The sequence below is a fragment of the Sphingobacterium sp. UBA5996 genome (genome assembly GCF_002429765.1).
In the GTDB taxonomy this organism is placed as follows: Bacteria; Bacteroidota; Bacteroidia; order Sphingobacteriales; family Sphingobacteriaceae; genus Sphingobacterium.
Genome location: NZ_DJAS01000011.1, coordinates 1 through 20,658, shown reverse-complemented (window position 1 = coordinate 20,658; position 20,658 = coordinate 1). Strand labels below are relative to the sequence as shown.

Annotated in this window: 19 protein-coding genes; 15 read left to right on the top strand and 4 right to left on the bottom strand. The window is 38.2% G+C overall.

Annotation, left to right across the window (positions count from 1 at the left end; all coding sequences use genetic code 11):
• Positions 1 to 113: 113 nt before the first annotated feature.
• Positions 114 to 1,034, bottom strand: a complete 921-nt coding sequence (gene rsgA / locus B3E00_RS07525; protein ID WP_293937932.1) for a ribosome small subunit-dependent GTPase A — start codon at positions 1,032 to 1,034, stop codon at positions 114 to 116.
• Between the two features lie 107 nt (positions 1,035 to 1,141).
• Here rsgA and polA point away from each other — a divergent pair, with 107 nt between their 5' ends.
• The 11 genes from polA (at position 1,142) to B3E00_RS07470 (ending at position 14,634) form a co-directional block, all read left to right on the top strand.
• A complete protein-coding gene (gene polA, locus B3E00_RS07520; protein ID WP_293885270.1) occupies positions 1,142 to 3,943 on the top strand; it encodes a DNA polymerase I in 2,802 nt (933 codons plus the stop codon).
• A gap of 4 nt (positions 3,944 to 3,947) precedes the next feature.
• Complete coding sequence (locus B3E00_RS07515) at positions 3,948 to 5,078, top strand: toxin-antitoxin system YwqK family antitoxin (protein WP_293885271.1); 1,131 nt, start codon at positions 3,948 to 3,950, stop codon at positions 5,076 to 5,078.
• Between the two features lie 24 nt (positions 5,079 to 5,102).
• Positions 5,103 to 5,756, top strand: coding sequence for a phosphatidylserine decarboxylase family protein (locus tag B3E00_RS07510; protein WP_209582081.1), 654 nt, complete (start codon positions 5,103 to 5,105; stop codon positions 5,754 to 5,756).
• A 63-nt stretch (positions 5,757 to 5,819) separates the two neighbouring features.
• Complete coding sequence (locus B3E00_RS07505) at positions 5,820 to 6,857, top strand: sensor histidine kinase (protein WP_209582084.1); 1,038 nt, start codon at positions 5,820 to 5,822, stop codon at positions 6,855 to 6,857.
• Between the two features lie 89 nt (positions 6,858 to 6,946).
• Positions 6,947 to 7,594, top strand: coding sequence for a DUF47 domain-containing protein (locus tag B3E00_RS07500; RefSeq protein WP_209582087.1), 648 nt, complete (start codon positions 6,947 to 6,949; stop codon positions 7,592 to 7,594).
• A 36-nt stretch (positions 7,595 to 7,630) separates the two neighbouring features.
• Complete coding sequence (locus tag B3E00_RS07495; RefSeq protein WP_209582091.1) at positions 7,631 to 8,641, top strand: inorganic phosphate transporter; 1,011 nt, start codon at positions 7,631 to 7,633, stop codon at positions 8,639 to 8,641.
• Positions 8,642 to 8,885: 244 nt separating this feature from the next.
• Positions 8,886 to 10,274 (top strand): OmpA family protein, encoded by a 1,389-nt coding sequence (locus B3E00_RS07490; protein ID WP_293885291.1) that lies wholly within the window; start codon positions 8,886 to 8,888, stop codon positions 10,272 to 10,274.
• Between the two features lie 181 nt (positions 10,275 to 10,455).
• Positions 10,456 to 11,868: a tetratricopeptide repeat protein gene (locus B3E00_RS07485; RefSeq protein WP_293885273.1), complete on the top strand. Its 1,413-nt coding sequence runs from the start codon at positions 10,456 to 10,458 to the stop codon at positions 11,866 to 11,868.
• 98 nt (positions 11,869 to 11,966) lie between these two features.
• Positions 11,967 to 12,713: a shikimate dehydrogenase family protein gene (locus tag B3E00_RS07480; protein ID WP_293885274.1), complete on the top strand. Its 747-nt coding sequence runs from the start codon at positions 11,967 to 11,969 to the stop codon at positions 12,711 to 12,713.
• A gap of 44 nt (positions 12,714 to 12,757) precedes the next feature.
• Positions 12,758 to 13,399 (top strand): MBL fold metallo-hydrolase, encoded by a 642-nt coding sequence (locus B3E00_RS07475; protein WP_293937930.1) that lies wholly within the window; start codon positions 12,758 to 12,760, stop codon positions 13,397 to 13,399.
• A gap of 5 nt (positions 13,400 to 13,404) precedes the next feature.
• On the top strand, positions 13,405 to 14,634 hold the full coding sequence (locus B3E00_RS07470; protein WP_293889211.1) for an FtsX-like permease family protein: 1,230 nt from the start codon (positions 13,405 to 13,407) through the stop codon (positions 14,632 to 14,634).
• On the opposite strand, the gene B3E00_RS07465 is transcribed toward B3E00_RS07470, so the two are convergent.
• Both B3E00_RS07465 and B3E00_RS07460 read right to left on the bottom strand, forming a co-directional pair.
• Complete coding sequence (locus B3E00_RS07465; RefSeq protein WP_293885279.1) at positions 14,631 to 15,278, bottom strand: hypothetical protein; 648 nt, start codon at positions 15,276 to 15,278, stop codon at positions 14,631 to 14,633. The two genes, B3E00_RS07470 and B3E00_RS07465, sit on opposite strands and share 4 nt — an antisense overlap.
• A gap of 57 nt (positions 15,279 to 15,335) precedes the next feature.
• A complete protein-coding gene (locus tag B3E00_RS07460; protein WP_209582127.1) occupies positions 15,336 to 15,611 on the bottom strand; it encodes a NifU family protein in 276 nt (91 codons plus the stop codon).
• A gap of 242 nt (positions 15,612 to 15,853) precedes the next feature.
• Between B3E00_RS07460 and B3E00_RS07455 the strand changes: the two genes are divergently transcribed.
• Genes B3E00_RS07455 through coaBC form a run of 3 tightly spaced genes read left to right on the top strand, consistent with a single transcriptional unit; the run spans position 15,854 to position 18,303 of the window.
• Complete coding sequence (locus tag B3E00_RS07455) at positions 15,854 to 16,783, top strand: outer membrane protein assembly factor BamD (RefSeq protein WP_209582102.1); 930 nt, start codon at positions 15,854 to 15,856, stop codon at positions 16,781 to 16,783.
• Positions 16,767 to 17,096, top strand: a complete 330-nt coding sequence (locus tag B3E00_RS07450; protein ID WP_075990346.1) for a DNA-directed RNA polymerase subunit omega — start codon at positions 16,767 to 16,769, stop codon at positions 17,094 to 17,096. The genes B3E00_RS07455 and B3E00_RS07450 overlap by 17 nt, the downstream gene beginning before the upstream one ends.
• 10 nt (positions 17,097 to 17,106) lie before the next feature.
• Entirely contained in the window at positions 17,107 to 18,303 is a 1,197-nt protein-coding gene (coaBC, locus tag B3E00_RS07445; protein ID WP_293937928.1) for a bifunctional phosphopantothenoylcysteine decarboxylase/phosphopantothenate--cysteine ligase CoaBC, read from the top strand.
• A gap of 60 nt (positions 18,304 to 18,363) precedes the next feature.
• Here coaBC and B3E00_RS07440 read toward each other — a convergent pair whose 3' ends face one another.
• The gene (locus B3E00_RS07440; RefSeq protein ID WP_293889209.1) at positions 18,364 to 19,731 is read right to left on the bottom strand and encodes a methyltransferase RsmF C-terminal domain-like protein; all 1,368 of its coding nucleotides are present in this window, start codon (positions 19,729 to 19,731) and stop codon (positions 18,364 to 18,366) included.
• Between the two features lie 88 nt (positions 19,732 to 19,819).
• Between B3E00_RS07440 and B3E00_RS07435 the strand changes: the two genes are divergently transcribed.
• Positions 19,820 to 20,206 (top strand): SRPBCC domain-containing protein, encoded by a 387-nt coding sequence (locus B3E00_RS07435; RefSeq protein ID WP_209582119.1) that lies wholly within the window; start codon positions 19,820 to 19,822, stop codon positions 20,204 to 20,206.
• Positions 20,207 to 20,658: the final 452 nt, after the last annotated feature.

The following is a 20,658-nucleotide window of genomic DNA, read 5'->3' as shown; positions in this document are numbered from 1 at the left end:
TGGAATTTAATCACATGAATATAAATGGCTCCCCATCGATGCAGTGTTCCCAAAAAGTTAGCCACTTTTTGGGGCATTTTTTATGAATAAGAAAGAGAAGCCCTTTATGTTAATTACGCTCTGCTATCTTCATTATGGTACATACTGAGGTAACTATCGTAGCGCGAACTTTCGATCCGCCCTTCTTCCACAGCTTCCATGATAACACAGCCAGGTTCGTTGATATGTCTGCAATTATTAAATCGACACTGGTTCATCAAGGCACGCATCTCTGGAAAAAAATGGGATAGCTCTTGTTTCTCTATGTCAACAATGCCCAATTCACGAATGCCGGGCGTGTCAATCAGCTTCCCCCCGAAAGGCAGATCGAACATTTCAGCAAAAGTGGTCGTATGCTTTCCTTTGTCGGACCAGTCGGAGATTTCACCGGTCTTTAATCCATATGCTGGAACAATTGCATTGATTAATGTTGATTTACCAACTCCTGAATGTCCTGACACTAACGTTATTTTATCCTTAAGCAGTTCCTTGACCACGTCTATATTTGTCCCCGTTAACGCAGAGACCTCAAAGCAGGGATATCCGATACTTGTATAAATTGCCTTATAGTCCGCCAAAACCTCCAATCCTTCATCACTGAATAGATCCAATTTATTGAATATTATTACTGCTGGTATACCATATGCTTCTGTAGTCACTAAAAAACGATCAATAAATCCCAAGGAAGTCGGTGGAGAGGCCAAGGTCACCACCAAAAATGCCTGATCCAAATTTGCTCCTATAATCTGGGTTTGCTTGGAGAGATTGACGGACTTACGAATAATGTAATTCCGGCGAGGTTCTAATTCATGAATGACGGCACTTTCCTGATCCGGCTCCACCTCAAAATGAACCCAGTCTCCAACAGCAACAGGATTCGTTGTTTTTATCCCTTTGGTGCGAAACTTCCCTTTGATCCGACAATCGTATCTTCGATTATCTTCGCCCAAAACCTGATACCAACTACCTGTCGATTTAGTTACCAATCCTCTCATAACTCCTGCTGCATTAAATGTGTCATGCTGCAAAAATCGGAAAAATTTATTAAACTTACCCGTTAATGAATTTCTTACCTTTGCAATAGACACTAAAATTCAATTTTGTGAAAAAACTATTTCTTTTAGATGGAATGGCTCTTATATATAGAGCTTATTTTGCATTGAGCAAAACTCCCCGAATTACCTCAAATGGGTTAAATACAGGAGCAATCATGGGATTTACCAATACGCTTTTGGACGTATTGAAAAATCAGCAACCTTCTCATATAGCAGTAGTGTTTGACACCGCAGCTCCTACCGCCCGACATATTGAATTTGAAGCTTATAAAGCGCACCGTGAGTCTATGCCTGAGGACCTTGCGTCCTCTATTCCCTATATAAACCGTTTAATCGAAGGCTTCAATATCCCGATTATTACAATGGATGGGTACGAAGCAGATGATATTATCGGGACCTTAGCAAAAAAAGCTGAAAAACAAGATTTTAAGGTCTATTGCATGACACCGGATAAAGATTTTGGCCAGCTCGTATCGGACAATATCTTTATCTACAAACCTGCCCGTATGGGTAACGGAGCAGAGGTACAAGGTGTCAAAGAGATTTTGGAAAAATGGGAAGTTTCTGATGTCTGTCAAGTCATCGATATCCTCGGCCTTTGGGGTGACGCTGTAGACAATATACCGGGTATACCGGGCATCGGTGAGAAAACAGCAAAAAAACTTGTGCAGGAATACGGATCTGTCGAAGGCATTATTGCTAACGCGGATCAACTCAAAGGAAAAATGCGTGAAAACGTAGAAAACTTTGCTGAACAAGGACTTATCTCCAAAAAATTAGCTACCATTTTATTGGATGTACCAATTGACCTGGACGAAAAATCACTTGAGCTGGAAGATCCAAACAAAGAAATTCTTGAACCACTATTTGCGGAACTAGAATTCAGGACACTTGGAAAACGGGTTTTCGGCGAAGATTTCTCCGTTCTTGACAGAAGCGCCTCCACAACTGGCCAAATGGATTTATTTTCTACAACAGTAACTACCGTGACAACAACAGATGTCACTACTCAAGCAATCGTTGATAATACTGAAATAAATAACATCCATAATACGGCGCATGATTATATTTTGGCCGATACACAAGAAAAACAAAAAGAGCTTGCCGAAAAGCTGTCTTCTTTGAATAGTTTTTGTTTCGATACGGAAACGACAGGATTGGACGCTAATCTCGCGGACATCGTAGGCTTATCATTCTCCTTTGAAAATGCCAGAGCTTACTATATCCCCACTCCAGCAGACCGTGAAGGAGCACAAGCTGTAGTCGATATTTTTAAAACAGTATTTGAAAATCCGAACATCGAAAAAGTGGGACAAAATATTAAATATGATATTTTACTTTTGGCACGATACGGTGTAAAAGTAAAAGGGCCTCTTTTTGACACGATGGTTGCACATTATCTGATTGATCCAGATACCCGTCATGGTATGGACCTCCTCGCAGAAAATTATCTTAATTACAGTCCAGTATCCATCACTGAACTTATAGGGGAAAAAGGCAAGAAACAAGGAAATATGCGCGATGTGGAGATTGAAAAAATAAAGGAATATGCAGCCGAGGACGCAGATATCACATTACAGTTAAAAAATATATTTCAACCTCTCCTTATCGAGACCAACACCATAGAACTCGCTCAGGATGTTGAATTCCCATTAGTATATATACTCGCTGAAATTGAACGAAATGGTGTAAAAATTGACGTTCCGGCACTTGAAGAATTTTCAAAAACTTTGGAGCAGGATATCAAAAATCTAGAGGGATCTATTTTTGAGAAAGCAGGTGTAAATTTCAACATTGCTTCTCCAAAACAACTGGGTGAAGTTTTATTCGACAAACTCCAGTTGGATCCCAAAGCGAAAAAAACAAAAACGGGCCAGTACAAAACGGGAGAAGATGTATTATTAGCATTAGCTCATAAATCAGACATCGTTCAAGATATTTTAAACTTCAGGCAAATGCAAAAACTAAAATCAACTTACGTTGATGCGCTGCCAGAGTTAATAAACCCCGAAACAGGATTAATTCACACATCTTACAATCAAGCTGTTGCTGCAACTGGCCGTCTGAGCTCGACGAATCCGAATTTACAAAATATCCCGATACGTACCGAAAGAGGTAGAGAGGTAAGAAAAGCGTTTATTCCACGATCTGAAGAGCATGTGATTCTATCAGCCGATTATTCGCAAATTGAACTGCGCCTAATCGCCGAGTTAAGTAAAGATCAAAATATGATGGAGGCATTTAGTCAAGGACATGATATCCACCGGGCAACGGCCGCAAAAGTATACCATACTGATTTTGATGCCGTTACTTCCGAACAACGCCGCAATGCTAAAGCCGTTAACTTCGGTATTATATATGGTCAATCGGCATTTGGTCTTTCCCAAAATCTTGGCATATCACGCAAAGAAGCGTCTGATATTATCAACGAGTATTTTAACCAATATACAGGGATAAAAAGATATATGAGTGATGCGATCGAGTTTGCAAAAGAGAATGGTTATGTTGAAACAATTTTAAAGCGAAGGCGTTATCTTAGAGATATCAATTCGGCAAATATGACGGTTCGTGGATTTGCAGAAAGAAATGCTATTAATGCACCTATCCAGGGTTCGGCCGCAGATTTAATTAAACTTGCCATGATTGCCATTCAAAATGAAATTGAGCAGCAAGGCTTATCGGGTAAAATGATTATGCAGGTACATGATGAATTGGTTTTTGACATACCTAAAAGCGAAATACAGCTTTTTAAGGAAATCATACAGGATAAAATGACCAATGCAATCAAAACAAATGTACCATTGGTTGTAGAAATTGGAGAGGGCAAAAATTGGCTTGAAGCGCATTAATATTATGATTAAAAAACTCATCCATCTATTGTTATTCATTTCTGTGTGCATTTTTACAAACCTTCACGCACAGGATGAGAAGCCTGTATTCTACGAAAAATTAGATCAAGGGCTGATTCGTTTTTATTTCGACAAATACTACTATCTGGTTTCGAAAGAGTGCGAGTTTAAATCTATTGAGCGTGTTAGTAAATTCGACTTCACCAAACAGTCATTCGAAGGTGAATTTCGCGATTTTGCGCCCAATGGCAATAGAATACTCATCGGAACTTACACAGACGGTAAAAAAGAAGGTTTGTTTCAAGCTTATCATCCAAACGGCGTATTAAAATGGGAGGTAACTTTCCGAAATAATTTCCCTACTGGTGACTGGAAATATTACTATCCTGACGGAAAGCCGTTATTGACCGTCACTTATAGCGAGAAAGGCTACTTTATTAAAGATTACTGGGACAATAGGGGAAAGCAAGAGGTAATGGATGGTGAAGGTAATTATGAATTTTCCATTCCCTTTGAAGGCTTTACCGAATTTGGATTTGATTTTTACCTACATAAAGGAAAGGTGAAAAATGGCAAGCCCCAAGGAAACTGGAATACGTATTTTTACAATGTTGGCCAGCAGCCTGTGTATGCCATGACACAACGGTTTTTAAATGGTGTGCTTACGACAACGTATGATGACAATGGAGATCTTAACAACGAAGATTTTTTGTCGCTAAGCATCCTCCCTTATGACTATTTCATGCGGGCAGAACTATTCAACAGCAAATCGTGTAGCTTCGATGACTATGCTAACTTTTATGCTTTCCTCGCGAAACGTTTTAACGATAATCTCAATAAAAAGGGGATAGAAATTACCCGACAAGTAAACTTCTCTTATTTGGTGGAGGTAAAGAAAACAGGAATGGCTAATCTAAAAAACCTTAAGTTAGTTTCGGATTCGGGGAGTGAGTCTTTCGATGGAATCTTAAGCGGAATTGCAAAAGGCATTGATTTCTATTTTCCTACATATAAAGAGAATAAGCCACAGGATGACCTCATTAAAGTGTCTGGGAGTATTACGACGGGGAATGATGGAAAAGTATACAGCCATTCAATTAAAATTGAAAGACAAATAGACAATTCGAGTAAATAACTATCTTTGCAGAAATAAATAGATATGAAATTTCATAAAGAAGGATACACCACATTAGCAATCGCTGTACTTTTTATCTTTATTATCAATGCAGTTGCGGATTATTATGATGCTTCGCAGTATGTCAAATGGTTTATTTATGCGCTATCAGCATTCCTGTTTATTACAGTTGTTCAGTTCTTCAGAAGCCCTAAAAAAGTGTTCAACCCGGAAGACGGCATAATTCTTTGTCCGGCTGACGGGAAAGTTGTTGTTATCGAAGAAACTGAAGAAAATGAATATTTCCACGATAAACGTATTCAGGTTTCGATTTTTATGTCGCCAGTTAATGTACACGTTAACAGAAATCCTATTAGTGGTTTGGTTACTTTCTTTAAATATCATCCTGGAAAATTTTTAGTGGCCTGGCATCCCAAATCATCCACAGATAACGAAAGAACAACGGTCGTTGTCAAAGATAAAGCAGGGAGAGAGGTTCTTTTCCGTCAAATTGCAGGAGCCCTAGCTCGCCGTATTGTATGGTATATAAAAGAAAAGGACGAAGTGGTGCAAGGTAATGAGTTTGGTTTTATCAAATTCGGTTCTCGCGTAGATTTATTCCTCCCTTTGGGCACTGAAATTAATGTCAACATTGGTGACAAGGTTATAGGTGCAAAAACAATTATTGGAAAATTTTAACAATTTATTAATATCATTATAAGTAACTTAGGCTCCAAATCAGGGGCCTTTTTTATTCAACAAATGAATTTTAGACAATTATTATTAGCAAACTCAGCAGCGGTTGGTGTTGCAATATCCACGATCAGCTTTTATTATAAACACGAGCTGCAGACAGCATTGATCATTTTCTTTGTCGCGGTGGTAACGAGTTTTCTTCTATTTAACTATCTATTTGAAAAATATATATATCGACGTCTCAACACGATGTATAAACTCATTCACAATCTCAAACTTGGCAAAGATCTTAAAGATGCTATTGGAGAACACATCAGCGAGGATCCTATTACAGATGCTGAAAACGAAGTCAAAGCATGGGCAAAAGATAAAAAAAACGAGATAGAACAATTAAAATCACAGGAAAAATTTCGAAGAGAGTTCCTATCCAATATTTCACATGAATTCAAAACACCACTCTTTGCTACACAGGGCTACATTGAGACGCTGCAGGACGGCCTTATGGAAGAGGATATGGAAATGGCAAAAAATTTCCTTAACAAAGCTGCCAGAAATCTCGATCGGCTAAATTATCTAATTCTGGATCTTGATGAGATATCCAAATTGGAATCTGGCAAAATGGTCCTTAATATTGAGAAATTTGATATTGTCGACCTGATCAAGGACACGACAGACTCCCTTGAAGACAAAGCCAAACAGCACAACATCAAAATCGAATTCAGACCAAAGGCCGGCACACCACACTGGGTGAAGGCAGACCGCAATAAAATACATCAGGTACTGTACAATCTGATAGACAACTCATTGAAATATGGTAAAGAAGGTGGCACAACAAAAATTAAGATTTTCCCATTATTTGAGCAGGTTCTAATCGAAATTACAGACGACGGCTATGGCATTGAGGAAAAAAATCTCAGCCGCGTATTTGAACGTTTTTTCCGAACTGACAAAAGCCGATCACGCGATATAGGAGGGTCTGGGTTAGGGTTAGCGATCGTTAAGCACATTGTTGAAGCACATCAGCAAAATGTCAATGTGCGCAGTACGGAAGGTATCGGAACCACTTTTGGCTTTACGTTACAAAAAGTACAAGCTGGTAACTAAACAATGATGACACTTTTGTGTTTAAACAAAATCAATGTTAACATTAACTTAACATTAAGGTATTACTTTTGTAAAAATAAATTTAAGATATGTCTTTAAATAGCATTTTTCAGTACTTCGTTCCAAAGGACAAAAAATTCTTCCCTTTGTTTGAACAAGCCGGCAACAATTTGATCGAGATGTCAAAGTTGTTAAAAGATATTGTTAACTCAAGCAATCCTGAGAAGAAAAAAGATTTTACGCGCAAGATGGAAGATTTGGAGCACAAGGGCGACAATATCACACATCAAATTCATTTGGAGTTAGGCAAGAATTTCATCACTCCTTTCGATCGCGAAGATATACACTCTTTGGCAAGTTCATTGGATGATGTGGCCGACTTTATTCATGGCGCTGCCAACAGAATGGACCTTTATAAGGTGGAAAAAGCTACTGAACCAATGATAGAAATTGCGGACTTATTGGTTGAAGCCACTGAACATGTGTCAAAAGCTATTCATGAGCTTAGAGACTTAAAAAACATTCGGAACATTACAGATTCATGCGTGCGTATCAACAGTGTTGAAAACAAAGCAGATTATATCTTTGATAAGGCTGTAGCTGACCTCTTTGAGTTTGAAAAGGATGCAATTTCATTAATTAAACACAAAGAAGTGTTGTCTGCAATGGAAGACGCAACGGATAAGTGTGAGGATGTTGCTAACGTATTAGAAAGCATTCTAGTTAAAAACGCATAATCATTCGATATAAGTGCACAAAAATTCTACGAGATTATGATGTCAACATTACTCGTTGTTGTGATTGTCCTTGCAATTGCTTTTGACTACATCAATGGATTCCATGATGCAGCAAATTCCATTGCGACAGTTGTATCAACAAAAGTTTTAACGCCAGCAATGGCTGTTTTATGGGCTGCAATATTCAACTTTGCCGCTTACTTCTACTTTACAGACCATAAGGTAGCCAATACCATTGCAAAAACAGTATTGGAAGAATACATTACATTAGAAGTAATTTTCGCGGGTTTATTAGCAGCAATTGGCTGGAACTTGTTTACCTGGTATTACGGAGTACCATCAAGTTCTTCACACACGCTTATCGGGGGATTTGCGGGATCCGGTATGGCATATGCATTTATTCTGGGCGCAGATCCAATTCATGCTATCAATATTGACGCTACATTAAAAATTATTGCTTTTATCGTGCTCGCTCCGATCATAGGTATGACGATGTCGGTCATCATTACATTAATTGTGATTAATCTGGCGAAAAACTCCAGACCAAGTGTGGCCGAAAAATGGTTTAAAATATTACAGCTTGTTTCTTCTGCAGCGCTAAGTTTTGCACACGGAGGTAACGACGCTCAGAAAGTCATGGGAATTATCCTGGTCGCCATGGTAGCGGGTGGCTATGTCCCAACGACTGAACACATGCCCGAGTGGATTCCATTAACTTGTTACGCGGCTATTGCAGCCGGAACGATGAGTGGTGGATGGAAAATAGTTAAAACAATGGGAACCAAAATCACGAAAGTTACACCATTGGAAGGAGTTTGTGCTGAATCAGCGGGAGCGGTAACATTAGGTATTACAGAACATTTTGGAATTCCGGCCTCTACCACACATACCATTACCGGTGCAATCATAGGTGTTGGTGTCGTTAAACGTGTTTCTGCAGTACGCTGGGGAGTTACAATCAGTTTGTTATGGGCTTGGATATTAACTATTCCGGTTTCAGCTTTATTAGGTGGATTGTCGCTCTTGATCGTACATTATTTGCTTTAGAAAAAAAAACCTTAATTTTTTTCTTAAACGTATTGAAACAAAACAAAAATTTGGTACTTTCGTAGCGGATTTTTGTTTTGTTGTTTCACATTAAATCCTTAATTTAGTACAAAATATAGCGGAAACAAAATATTTAACATAACTTTAAGACTTTGGCACGGCAATTGTACTGTTCCAAAGTGTTAATACAAGATAATTAAGTTTGAAAACAATTAAAATTAATAATAACCTTAAAAACAAGAGTATGAACTATTCTACAATTAAAAAAACAGCTGTTGCTGCTACATTAGTTGCCGCTTTAGGTTTTGCTGGTACAGCGCAAGCTCAACAAGTATTCGGTGGTAGATCACAATACAGAACTTGGTCTATCGGAGTGCAAGGTGGTATTACTACACCAAACACAATTCTTCCTGGATCAAATGCTTTTGGACAAAAAGTAGGTTACTTCCAAAACAAAGTTGGTGAATACTACGGATTAACTATTCGTAAACAATTCTCACACACATTTGGTTTAGAATTAGAAGCAAACCGTGGTAAGATTAAAACTTACAATCACGATCAATCTGGACCTATTGCAGAAAATTCTTTGGGTGCAAAATCAGTACAAACTGACGTAAACTGGGCAGCTAGCTTGAACGGTGTATTCCAATTGGGTACTATTGATTTCTTGAGAAGAGAAAATGCAGTTAATTTCTATGCCAAAGTGGGTTTAGGAGTATTAGCAAATAATCCTATTCAATTTGCGAATAATGACTTCACAGGTACAGAGGTATACAATGTAGCTAACAATCCTGATGGTCAGAAATGGGGATCGAGTATCTTTGGAGATCGCGAACGCAAAGGTGACCGTGATAACAAATTAACAGCTTTCGTTCCAGTAGGTGTTGGTGCTAAATTTAAATTATCTGAAGTAGTTGCGTTGAACTTAGGTTACACGATGAACTTCACTGATGATAACTTATTGTATGGTCCAGCTCGTACAGATTATAAAGGTAAATTCTCTACAGTAATGGCTGGTTTAGAATTCACTCTAGGTTCAAGAGACAAACAAAACTTGACTTTTGCTAACCCAGTTGCTACAATGTACGATGAGTTGAAAGATCCTTCATTGAGAAACGAAGTTGAAGCATTAAAACAACGTGTAAGCACTTTAGAAGGTACAGTTAACACATTAAGCGCTGATGCTGATGGTGACGGTGTATCTGATAAATTTGATAAATGCCCTGGAACTCCAGCTGGTACTCCAGTAGATGGTTCAGGATGTCCAATCAAATTCCCAGAGCCAGTTGTTAGCTCTACTACTTCTAACGGTTACTATGCTCCAATTCAATTCGAATTTGATAGCTCAGTATTGAAAACTTCATCTTACTCTACATTAGACAAATTGGCTAAAGAGTTACGTGATAACAATGCATCTGTACAATTAGATGGTTATGCATCTGCTGAAGGTTCTGAAGCTTATAACATGACTTTATCTAAAGACCGTGCTAACTCTGTAAAACAATATTTAGTAAATGCTGGTGTTTCTTCATCAAGCATCACTGCTAACGGTTACGGAGAGAAAAACCCAGTTGCATCTAATGCTACTGAAGAAGGTCGCGTTCAAAACCGTCGCGTTGAGATCAAAAAATAATTGTATACAATATATACCATTATAGTAAAAGCCGGCTTTATAGCCGGCTTTTTCATTTTACACGTATTTATCCTTAACTTTGTGAACGATATCCGATTTGTGGAAAATTAGTTCCATCAAATTAGATAAGAAATTAGTATTTTGAATTAAAGAACAGGATACTGATTTTAAACTTTTGAGAATGGAAGAGGATTTTGAATTTGAGAACCCCGAAGAAAGAAAAATCTCGGTGGACAGATATGAGGAAATGCTTCGAAACGAGGATCAGTATTTTTTTGACTCCAAAGCTTTTGAAGGAATTATTGATTACTACGCAGAAAAAAATGATCCTGTAAAGGCGCTACAGGTCGCCGAATTCGCAATCAGCCAGCATCCCTTTGATATTACATTTCTATTGAAACAAGCGCAACTGTTTTCAACGATTCAGCAATATCAGAATGCGCTCGCTGCATTGGATAAAGCGGAACTATTAGAAGCCTCCGAAGGAGATATATTTTTGATCCGTGGTGGTATACTAGGAAGCATTGGAAAATTCGATGATGCCTTGGAACAGCTGTTTAAAGCTCTTCCTCTGTTGGACAACAAGGATGAGGTGTATTTCCATATTGCGATGATATTTCAGGCCCAAATGAATTATGATAAAGCTATAATTTATCTAAAAAAGGCTCTTGAACTCAATATGGATTACCAAGAAGCACTTTATGAACTGGCTTATTGTTATGACGTATTAGATAGACAGGAAGAAAGTATCTCCTTTTATAAGAAATACATAGATTCAGACCCTTACTCTTACTACGCGTGGTATAACTTAGGAAATTCATACCATAAGATCAGCCGGTTTGAAGAAGCTTTGGACGCCTATGACTATGCGATATTGATCAAGGATGATTTTTCTTCAGCTTATTTCAATAAGGGAAATGCTCTCGTCAATTTAGATCGCTACCAAGAAGCATTGGATGTTTACAAGCAAACATTTGAATATGAGCAACCCAGTGCTGATACCTATTGCGCAATAGGTGAATGTTATGAAAAACTGGAGCAGATGGAAGAGGCTCGAAACTATTATAAAAAGGCAGTCAAATTAGATGCGGAACTTGCGGATGCCTGGTTTGGCATTGGGGTTACCCTAGATTTCGAAGAACGTTACTTTGAATCGCTGCACTTTTATAAAAAAGCATTGGAATTGGAGGATACAAATCCAGATTACTGGTTTGCCATCGCCGATGCACGATATAAATTACAGCAAATAGACCTAGCAGAGGAAGCCTATAAAAGAGTCGTTAGCTTGAATCCAACGGATATTGATGCATGGCTGGATTATTCCTCAATTCTATTTGAACAAAGTAAAATTGAAGAAGCTATTGATGTGATTTCCGATGCTATCACACAGAATCCGAATGCGGCAGAGTTATACTACCGGATCGTTGCATATCTATTCGCCAATGGACAGTATAACGACGCACTGAACTTTTTGGAACTTGGATTAGCAACTGATCCGGAGAAGTATCACATCCTTTTTGATTATCTCCCACAGCTTCAAGGAAATCAGATTATCACTGAAATTGTAAAAAAATATACAAAGCCGAAAGATTAATATAATATAGGCACTTTATCCGGTCATCGCCAAAGGATGACCGGATATCAAAATTGAAGCGCCATTCATATTCCAACAACCTAATTTTCCCACTTTAAATGAAAAAACTAGGGCTAATAGGATACCCATTAGGGCATTCTTTTTCAAAAAAATATTATTTAGAAAAATTCCGCCAAGAGCAAATAACCGATGTCGATTATGACTTGTACCCCATCCCTCAGATAGCTGATTTTTCAAAAATTGCCTCCAACAAAGATTTCTATGGTGTGAATGTGACCATTCCCTATAAAATTGAAGTTATGGATTATTTGGACGAGCTTTCGGAAGAGGCCAGCGCAATTCAAGCTGTCAACTGTATTCGAATTAGCCATACAGCAGATGGCGCAACGCAGCTAAAAGGCTACAATACGGATGCTTATGGCTTTGAGGCGTCAATAAGGCCGCTAATTAATCCCCAAGTAGATAAAAAGGCCTTAATTTTAGGTAATGGCGGTGCTGCAAAGGCAGTAATTTATGCGCTGAATCGACTTGGAATAATGCATTCTCTAGTGAGCAGAACCAAGGGCGCAGACCAGTTGACTTATGATGAATTGGATGCTGCTATCCTAGCAGACCATACGGTGATTATTAACTGTTCACCTGTTGGTACTTTTCCCCATACAGAACAATCGCCAAAAATCCCTTACGAATTTCTAAATGAGAACCATCTTTGTTATGATCTCATTTACAACCCCGAGGAAACTACATTTCTACAAAAAAGTAAACAAATGGGAGCCAGAATCAAAAATGGATATGAAATGTTGGTCCTTCAAGCGGAAAAGAATTGGGAAATTTGGAATAGTTAATCTTTCCATAGTAAGAAATCAATAAAATCTGTAATTTTACCTCTATGCTTACGATCAAATCATTTACTTTCAATCCATATCAGGAAAATACTTACCTACTATACAACGAGTCAGGAAATGCAATTATCATTGATCCGGGCATGTATGGCGAGCACGATCAGCAAGAAGTAGTAAGTTTTGTCGCCGACAATAAACTTCAGCCTAAACTTCTATTAAATACACATTGCCATATTGACCATGTTTTAGGAAATAGTTTTGTTCATGGAAGATATGGCTTGTTGCCACAGTTTCATGAAGGAGAAGTACCTATTTTAGTAGCTGTTCAGAATTATGCCCCTCAAATGGGCATCCGATATGACATCTCCCCAATTGGAGAGACATTTTTAAATGACGGCGATACCATTTACTTGGAGAATGACGAACTAGAAGTCATTCTGGCGCCGGGTCATTCTCCTGCTCATATTTGTTTCTATTCTGCTCATCAAAAATTTCTGATTGGAGGAGATGTACTCTTCCGCAACAGCATAGGTAGGACGGATCTTCCAGGAGGCAATCACCAACAGCTTTTAGATAGTATAAAATCAAAACTTTATACTTTGCCCGATGATACCGTTGTATATCCTGGGCACGGGCCGTCCACAACGATTGGCTTTGAAAAAAATTCCAATCCCTTTATTCGACAATAAGAGTCATGAATCTGCCCTTCCTATTTGCTAAAAGATATCTTTTTTCCAAGAAATCTGTCAACGCCATTAATATTATTTCATCCATTAGTGTAATCGGTGTAATGGTAAGTAGTGCTGCATTGATTATATTGCTTTCCTCCTTCAATGGAATGGAGCAACTTATTTTGTCTATGTACAGTAAGTTTGCTCCAGAACTCAAGATAGAACCCTCCAAAGGAAAACTTTTCGATACAAAAAGTACAGCTTTTGATGAATTAAGAACAGACCCCAATGTGATTCATTACACTGAAGTTCTACAAGAAAAGGTATTACTGCAATATTCAAATAGACAATTTATTGCCAATATAAAGGGAATTGAGCCGCAATCTCTGAGTAAAACAACCGGAGACAGTATTATTGTAGACGGTCAATATCAGCTTACACACGATTCTATTAATCTGGCCATTCTTGGCGCAAGTGTGCAGGCCAACCTGGGCATTCCATTACAAAAACCTACTGAGCAGATTCAAGTATATTCCCCGAGAAAAGGGGTAAAGAATTCATCAAACCCTGCTGAGGAGTTCAATATACGGTCGATTACGCCAGGCGCTGTATTGCGTTACCAACAAGATTTCGACAATTTGATCATTACTCCAATCTCATTCGCCCAAGAGGTTCTTGGAGAGTATCAGCGTGTTTCATCAATCGAGTTTTATCTAAAAGATGGCGTAGATATCAATGCGTTCGAGCGGGTATTACAACAGAAAATCGGGCCTGATTATATCGTAAAGAATAGAGAAGAACAAAACCCAACGTTATATAAAAATGTTCGCGTAGAACGATGGGTCGTTTTCTTTATATTGACCTTGATTAGTGTTATTGCCATATTTAACATTGTAGGTTCACTAACGATGCTTGTACTAGACAAACAAAAGGATATGACGATTCTGAAAGGCCTTGGCGGTGATAATGAACTGATTCAACGCATCTTTTTTTATGAAGGCCTTATGATAGCTTTCATAGGTTGTTTGTTAGGGCTATTGATAGGCGCTATATTTAACTATATCCAATCAACTTATGGAATTATTCGTGTAGAAGATGGTGCAAATACGATTATTGACAGTTACCCTATGGTAAATCAATGGAGCGACTACCTTTTGGTATTTGTAACAGTAACTGGAATTTCTGCGCTCGTTTCTTACTTTTCTGCTAAAATAAGCGTCAAAGAATTAGGCAAATTAAAGACAACAAATTAATAATTTGAAGTTTTTCGGCTCTTACTCCCCTTAGTAATCTGCTGGATTAAATTACCCCAAGCAAAAGGATTTAACAACGGATTAGCATATCGTTGATTGATGACCTTATTATTCATCGTATTGAAGCTCTGTGCATTGTTAATTGATCGCATTTCGTTTCCATCACGCGGTATTACTGCAGCCATTGCAGCTAAAGATTCATAAGATAAGGATCTTCTTACTCTCACAATATTATCTTCGGAAACGTCGAGGTTCATAAAAGCAATATTGAACTCTTCGATACTTGCCCAAGGGTATGGGGTAACCATCGGTAGTTCCGTAACGAGATTTTGCATAACGATATTTGCAGTATACTTGTCTCCCTTAACTTCAGGAATAGTGACCACTAAAGGATCAAATCCCACAGATGTAAAACGAATGGTATCTCCGACATGGGCTACAAAAGAAAAGTAACCTTCATTATTTGCGGCAAAAGCTTCATTTCTAAAAGATAAATTGGTGACTGTTGCATAACCTACTGGAAGCCCGGATCCAACGGTTGTGACAATACCGGAATATTGAACAATCTTCCTTTCCTGAGCATGTGATGCGGAAAAGAAAAAAGTTAAAAAGACAATAAGAAATATTGAAACCAGCAACTTCATAGAACAAATTTAAACAAAAGTAGCCGAACTAGCCGTTAAATTGTGTTAAGAGCACAACTAATTAACAGGGGGTAGAGTCGCTTCAGGAGAGTCGGGATCCGTTAAATTAATTGCCTCAACAGCGGTAATTTCAGGAACAGCCTTCCTTATTGCCTGCTCTAAACCAGCTTTGAAGGTCATGATGCTCATTGAACATGAAGCACATGCTCCCAATAATTTTAAACGCACGACATTATCCGCTGTAATCTCTTCGACACTCACATTTCCGCCATCAGTTTCCAAATATGGTCTCAAGGTATCTAATGCTTGCTCAACTTTTTCTTTTAATGTCATACTCTTAATGCTATTCAATGATTGTAATATGTAAAGATAGTCAAATATTTTAAAATGTATATTCTTAGGCCTAACTACCCCCACAAAAACAACAAGTATATGACAATATTTTCATCTTACGCTCTTCGTCGAGTTAAAGTATGTTAATAAGAAATCTTGTTTTTGCGATCAAAAAATTATTAAACTATATTGCGCAATAAAATTTAATTGATTAGTATAACAAATTCACTTATCTTTGTAAAATGTTTTTAAATAGGCGTATAGCGGCTATCTGTGCCGGCATGATGTTTCTATTGGTATTTACTGGCTGTAAGAGTAAATTTGAGAAATTGCGCGCAAGCAATAATATCGCTCAAAAATACGAAGAGGCTGTAAAACTTTATGAAAAAAAGAAATATACCAAGGCGTTAGTTTTGTTTGATGACTTGCGGACGAAATTCCGCGGACAAGCTGAAGCAGAAAATATTTACTATTATTTGGCATTTGCCAACTACCGTCTGAAAGATTATACGTCAGCTGCATTTCACTTTAAAGATTTTGCTGATGTATATCCCAATAGTGCAAGAGCTGAAGAATGTAGGTTTATGCATGCTTATTGCTATTACTTGGATTCTCCAAGATCAACATTGGACCAAGCAAATACACGAAAGGCAATTGACGCATTACAGCTCTTTGTTAATCTTTATCCCGAATCCGAGCGATCTAAAGAAGCTTCCGATCTTATTCAGAAATTAAGAGATAAGCTAGAGCTTAAAGCTTTTGCCAATGCAAGACTGTATTACGACATGGGCCTTAATGATGATTATAGGGCGGCGGTCATTGCTTTGCAAAATGTCCTAAAAGAATACCCTGATACAAAATATGCAGAAGAAATTGAGTTTTTGACATTAAAGGCTCAATACATCTATGCATCCAAAAGTATCTTCCTGAAACAAGAAAGTAGATTTGATGAAGCTTTGGATTATTACCGTAACTTCGCAAGTAATTTTCCAAACAGCAAACATATGAAAGAGGCAGAATCCCTTCGGGAGAATTCTGAAAAAGGCATTAAAACTGCACTCTCCCAAGTGAAAGAGTATAATAAGGCTCTTGCAGAACAGGAAGTATATATCAAAGAACAAAAGGCGAAAAAAGAACAAGAAAATACCCAAAAAGATGAGTCAAAAAAATAATAATTCAATTCCAAATTCTACAGTTACACGTGACTTGAGACAATTGGACAAAGGCACTGACAATCTCTATGAATCTATTGTAGTTATTTCTAAACGCGCGAACCAAATTGCAGTAGATATTAAAGAAGAATTGAACGGAAAACTTGCAGAGTTTGCAAGTAATAACGATAACTTGGAAGAGGTATTCGAAAACCGCGAGCAAATAGAGATTTCAAAACATTATGAGCGTATGCCAAAGCCTACTTTGGTTGCAATCGATGAATTTTTACACGATAAAGTGTATTACAGAAATCCCTCGAAGGAGCAGGACTAATCCTTAAAAAATGGCTTTAGCTGGGAAAAATATTGTAATTGCTGTATGCGGCAGTATTGCCGCATACAAGATTGCATCCCTCATCCGCATGTTGATAAAAGCAGATGCCCAGATTAACGTTATTATGTCAAAAGAAGCCACGGCCTTTATCACCCCGCTTACGCTTTCTACACTTTCCAAAAAACCAGTGCTTATCGATTATTACCAGCCAAATACTGGGGAATGGAATAATCATGTCGAAATTGCGCTATCTGCTGATTACATTTTAGTCGCTCCTGCAACAGCAAATACCATTTCCAAAATGGCCACTGGATTGTGCGATAACTTGCTAACAGCCGTATATCTATCAGCGAAATGTCCAGTGCTATTCGCTCCGGCGATGGATTTAGATATGTGGAAACATCCCTCTACACAATCTAATATCAAAAAGCTAAGTTCTTACGGCAATATCTTAATTCCTCCGGGAAACGGGGAATTAGCTAGTGGATTAATAGGTGAAGGGCGCATGGCTGAGCCGGAAGAAATACTGGATTTTTTAGTTGAATTTTCAGAGCGAGCGCTCCCTTTATCCGGAAAGAAGGCGTTAGTATCTGCTGGCCCTACTTATGAAGCTATAGACCCAGTCCGCTTTATTGGGAATCATTCAAGTGGAAAAATGGGGTATGCCATCGCTGCGCAGCTCAAAGAACTTGGAGCGGATGTCACGCTTGTTTCAGGACCTAGCGTCCTGAAAAGTCCTGAAGGTGTTCTCAAAATTTCAGTGACCTCAGCAGCCGAAATGTTAAGTGCTTGTGAAGAACACTTCCAAGCGGCGGATATTGTTGTGATGAGCGCTGCTGTCGCAGACTACACTCCCATCAATGTAGCCACTCAAAAAATAAAAAAGAAAGAAAATGAATTCTCTATTGAGCTGAAGAAAACAGTAGATATTTTGGCTACTTTAGGAGCTAAAAAGAATGAGCAACAACTGCTCATTGGATTTGCTTTGGAAACCAATAATGAACTGGAAAATGCCAAAGATAAATTGATTCGAAAAAACCTAGATTTTATCGTTCTCAATTCGATGCAGGATAAAGGAGCAGGCTTTGCGACCCACACTAATAAGGTTACTATAATTGAACGATCAGGTAATATCCATGAGTTTAGCCTAAAATCGAAAGAGGAAGTTGCCGAAGATATTTGTTCAATTATCGTCAGCCTTTCTTAGGGAAAACTTTTATAAGAAAGCACGCCCGAAATGCTATTCGTACAAATCTACAAGCAGATCTTATAAATTTACAATCCGAAGTTCTTTGGGGTAATAGTTATTGATTCGGTTAGGTAATACCTTCATCCAGCCCAATCGTTGGCCTTTAAACCTTGCTATTGTCCACCCTTGAATATCATCAGCAAATGTATCTGCAACGATATTCTCCTTTCTAAGGTAGTTTCGCGCGTCCTCAAGCGATAAGTCTACCGCCTTATACTCTACTGCTAAATAATTACTCAAAGCCAATGCATGGCTCGGTATTAGCTCTTTCCTATTGACCTTTCCGACATTAATTCCTGCATTCTTAAGATAGAGTACATTTTGAAGATATTTTAAATCGTTTTCGTACATTTTTGGAAAAACATATACATCTTCATGATGAAGGAAGGTGTGCAAACTATCACTATTTGAAATCCAATCATTTAAAATCCCTTTGGGCACATCTGACTTTTCGGGTTTAATTCTTTTTCTATTGAACGTTTCCTGTTCACCAACTTTGTTAAGAACAGCAATAAAAAAACCCTCCCCCCCTAATTTATGTGGATAAAATCGATAGCCGTGTCCGCGATGCTTTACAGAAAATGTATGATCAATTCCCCAATTATCTTCAACGTTTATTTCAACAGATTCAAAATCGCCGCTATCCAATAGCCAATCAACGATGTCTTCATTTTCCTCTGATGAATAAGAACAGGTCGAATAGAACAGATAGCCCCCCTCTTTCAAGGCGGTCAAACTTTCAGCCAAAATACGTTGTTGCCTTTCACTACAAAGTTTCACATTAGCTTCAGACCACTCCTCTATGGCATCGGCATCTTTTCTAAACATACCAGATCCAGAGCAAGGTGCATCGACTACCATTAAATCGAAATATCCAGGAAGACGATTAAAGGCAGCAGGATCGTTATTTGTTGTTACAGTGTTAGCATTTCCCCATTTCATTAAATTATCCTGCAAAATTGTAACCCTAGCCTTAATAATTTCATTGGCAACCAAGAGCGAATCGGGATGGAGGCTGCTGTTTAATAACGTAGACTTTCCGCCGGGGGCACCGCATAAATCCAACGCCCGAACAGCATGTAGATTTAGCTTCAAACGTTGAATAATATAATCTATAAACATGGAAGAAGCATCTTGTGGATAGTAAGCACCAGCATGAAATAGAGGATCTAATGTAAACACTGGACGATCTTGGAGATAATAAGCTGCATTACACCAGGGCACTTTACCCTTATTGTCAAATGGACATTCTTCCAATTTATTTGGATTAAGGCGTATTGCCGTAGCCCGAATCCCCTCCTCATGTACTTTTATAAATGCGTCTTTATCAAATAACGGATTCACTCCTAATTTTTTCACTAAAGCATTCGGCAGAAAATTACTCATGTTGTCCTTATAGTTTGCGATAAAATTAAGATAAATAAAAATGAAGTCAAAATAAGTGGTAAATTACAAGAAAGCGTAACTTTGCATTATGAAAGAATTCAAGAAATATGCTATTATTCCTGCAACTCCAGAGGAGCTGTATCTCGCATTAACGACTGAAATTACGGCTCGTCTATGGACAGGTGATCTGGTGTCCATAGACGCCACTGTCAATGGAGAATTCTCTTTATGGGACGGAGCTATTACTGGCCGGTTCTTGGAACTACAACCTTCGACAAAAATTGTACAGGAATGGTATTTTGGAGAAACAGACACTCCGTCTATTGTTACACTAAAACTGCATGAACATAAAAGAGGAACGTCCCTAGAAATTAGACAGACAAATATACCCGATGAAGACTTTGAAAACATCTCCGACGGTTGGGAAGATCCTTATATATCGTCATTAATTGATTTTTATACGGAGGAAGGGTAAACTTCCATGCCCCACAATATCTTTTATTAGGTTATTGGCGTTATAAATGACGCCAATAATCTAGTAAACTAAATATCCCCAGCGATTTCCGCTCCAGCTTTTTTTAATAACCTGACTTCATTGTATCTTTTTATATAATCTAAAAACAATTTGTAGCTATATTTTCGCTCAAGTAAAAATTCCTGTAATATGTTAGGTCATCTTTTATTAATGCTGATCATGATTTTGGCCCTTTGTTTCACATCATGCCCTAAAATATCTTTCACGACATCATTCAATTATCTCTCCCGAAGAGCGTTTAATTGCTTATATCCACTTAATGTACTTATTTTAGAAAAAGGTATAATTATACATGCTGTTGCTGCAATCCATGTGGCCCGGAGCGCGTAAGAATGGGAACGGAGCATCGCCGATGGACCAGCCCCATCTATGGCCACGGAGGTAGTTAAACG